The sequence below is a fragment of the Variovorax sp. 01T439_2 genome (assembly GCF_056398445.1).
Window position 1 is genome coordinate 1 of sequence record NZ_JBFTPJ010001108.1, and the last position, 1,732, is coordinate 1,732.

Annotated in this window: 2 protein-coding genes and 1 pseudogene; 2 read left to right on the top strand and 1 reads right to left on the bottom strand. The window is 68.9% G+C overall.

Annotated elements, in window-relative coordinates:
- Positions 1-200: pseudogene (locus tag AC1DOC_RS32470) on the top strand (alpha/beta hydrolase); the annotation flags it as partial.
- 31 nt (positions 201-231) lie between these two features.
- Here the strand turns inward: AC1DOC_RS32470 and AC1DOC_RS32475 are convergent.
- Complete coding sequence (locus AC1DOC_RS32475; protein WP_436302102.1) at positions 232-1,182, bottom strand: helix-turn-helix transcriptional regulator; 951 nt, start codon at positions 1,180-1,182, stop codon at positions 232-234.
- On the opposite strand from AC1DOC_RS32475, the gene AC1DOC_RS32480 reads away from it, so the two are divergent.
- Positions 1,091-1,636, top strand: coding sequence for a peroxiredoxin-like family protein (locus AC1DOC_RS32480; protein WP_418148283.1), 546 nt, complete (start codon positions 1,091-1,093; stop codon positions 1,634-1,636). The two genes, AC1DOC_RS32475 and AC1DOC_RS32480, sit on opposite strands and share 92 nt — an antisense overlap.
- Positions 1,637-1,732: the final 96 nt, after the last annotated feature.

Consider the following 1,732-nt stretch of genomic DNA (forward strand, 5'->3'; position numbering starts at 1 on the left):
GTATGAAGCTCACGCCCGAGCAGGGCCGGCAGGTCCAGGCCATCTGGCAGCACATGCACGGGGAAATGGCGGCGTGGTCCTCGCGCGGCAGGCAGCTGCTGGTGGCGGGCGCCGGGCACGACATCCAGTTCGACGAGCCGCAGGCGGTGGTGGACGCCGTGCTGTCGGTGGTCGACGCCGTGCGTGCGCAGCGCCGCTGACGGCATCGCGGCAACGGGCGCGTTCGCCTCACTACATCTTCGGCTGGCCGGCCCGCGCCGGTTTCAGGGCCGCGGGTGCATGGCCGTACGCTTTTGAAAAGGCCCTGGAGAATGCCTCGGCGCTGCCGAACCCGGTGCGGCGGGCCGCGAGCTTGACCGGGTCGCCGGCCATCAGATAGCGGCGCGCCAGCGTCAGGCGCCATGCGCCAAGGTAGGCCATGGGCGTGGTGCCGACGATCGTGCGGAAGGTCGACATGAAGGTGCTCCTGGACATGGCCGACCGGCTCGCCAGGTCGTCGACGGTCCACTGCCGCGACGGCATGTCGTGGATCGACACCACGGCCCGGTGCAGCGAAGGATGCGCGAGCGCGGCGAACAGGCCCGGCTTCTGCGTGCCCGCATCGATCGCGCTCCGGAGCGCCATCAGCACCAGCACCTCGGCGAGCCGGTTCAGCGCCGCGCTGCGGCCGCAGCGGCTCCCCGCCGCTTCCGCCATGAAGGCTGCGGCGGTGGCCTGCAGCGACGGCGAGCCGTCCAGCGGCACCGAGACCTCCTCGGGCATCGCGCTCATCAGCGGATTGGCCTCGTTGTCGAAGTCGACGCTGGCCGCGATGCGCGCATCGGGCGGCAGTTCGGAAAAGCCGCCGGGCCGGAAGACCACCCGGCCTGCGCTGCCGTCTTCCGGGCCCGCGAGCAGCAAGGCCGGCACGCCGGGCTCGCCCGGCGCAAGCACCGCCACGCGCAGCTTGAACACCTCGACGAAGGCGGCGAGCCGGTCCATCTTGGGCGGATTCGGACTTTGAGTCATGAAAGTCGGACGTTTCATGGCGCCGAGCATGAGATCTTTGGGCCTTGTTTGCAACCCCCCGCTTTTTTCAAGGAGCACCCTGATGCTGATTCCACGCCAACAAGCCCCGGACCTGAGTGTCGACACCCTCGCCGCCGGCCGCTTCCGGCTGATCGACGAGAAGCCCGAGCGCATGACGCTGGTGTGCTTCTACCGCGGGTTGCATTGCCCGATCTGCGCCAGCTACCTGAAGGAACTCGAGCGGCTGACGCCGGCCTTTGCCGAGCGCGGCGTGGCCACCATCGCGATCAGTTCCGACGATGAGGCGCGTGCCCGCGCCATGGCCGACAAGATCGGCGCGGCCAAGCTGCGCATCGGCCATGGCCTGTCGCTCGCGGACGCCAGGAAGTGGGGCCTGTACATCTCGGCGAGCCGGGGCAAGACCTCCATCGGCATCGACGAGCCGGCGCTGTTTTCCGAGCCCGGCCTGTTCCTGGTCAGGCCCGACAACACGGTGTATTACCTGTCCGTGCAATCGATGCCCTTCGTGCGGCCCAACTTCGCCGAGATGGTGCAGGCGCTGGACTTCGTCATCAAGAACGACTACCCGGCGCGCGGCGAGCAACTGCTGGAGCAGCCGGCGGCCTGAGGCGGCACGAAGGTTGCGTAAACTGGCCCGCACCCATGAACCGCGAGCCAGACTTCCTCGAACATCTGCGGGCCGAACTCTCGAGCGGCCGCACCT

Bases quoted from the DNA above. Each gene is read 5' to 3' on its own strand.
- AC1DOC_RS32480 (WP_418148283.1), top strand. From the start codon at position 1,091: ATGCTGATTCCACGCCAACAAGCCCCGGACCTGAGTGTCGACACCCTC.
- AC1DOC_RS32475 (WP_436302102.1), bottom strand. From the start codon at position 1,182: ATGCGCTCGGGCTTCTCGTCGATCAGCCGGAAGCGGCCGGCGGCGAGG.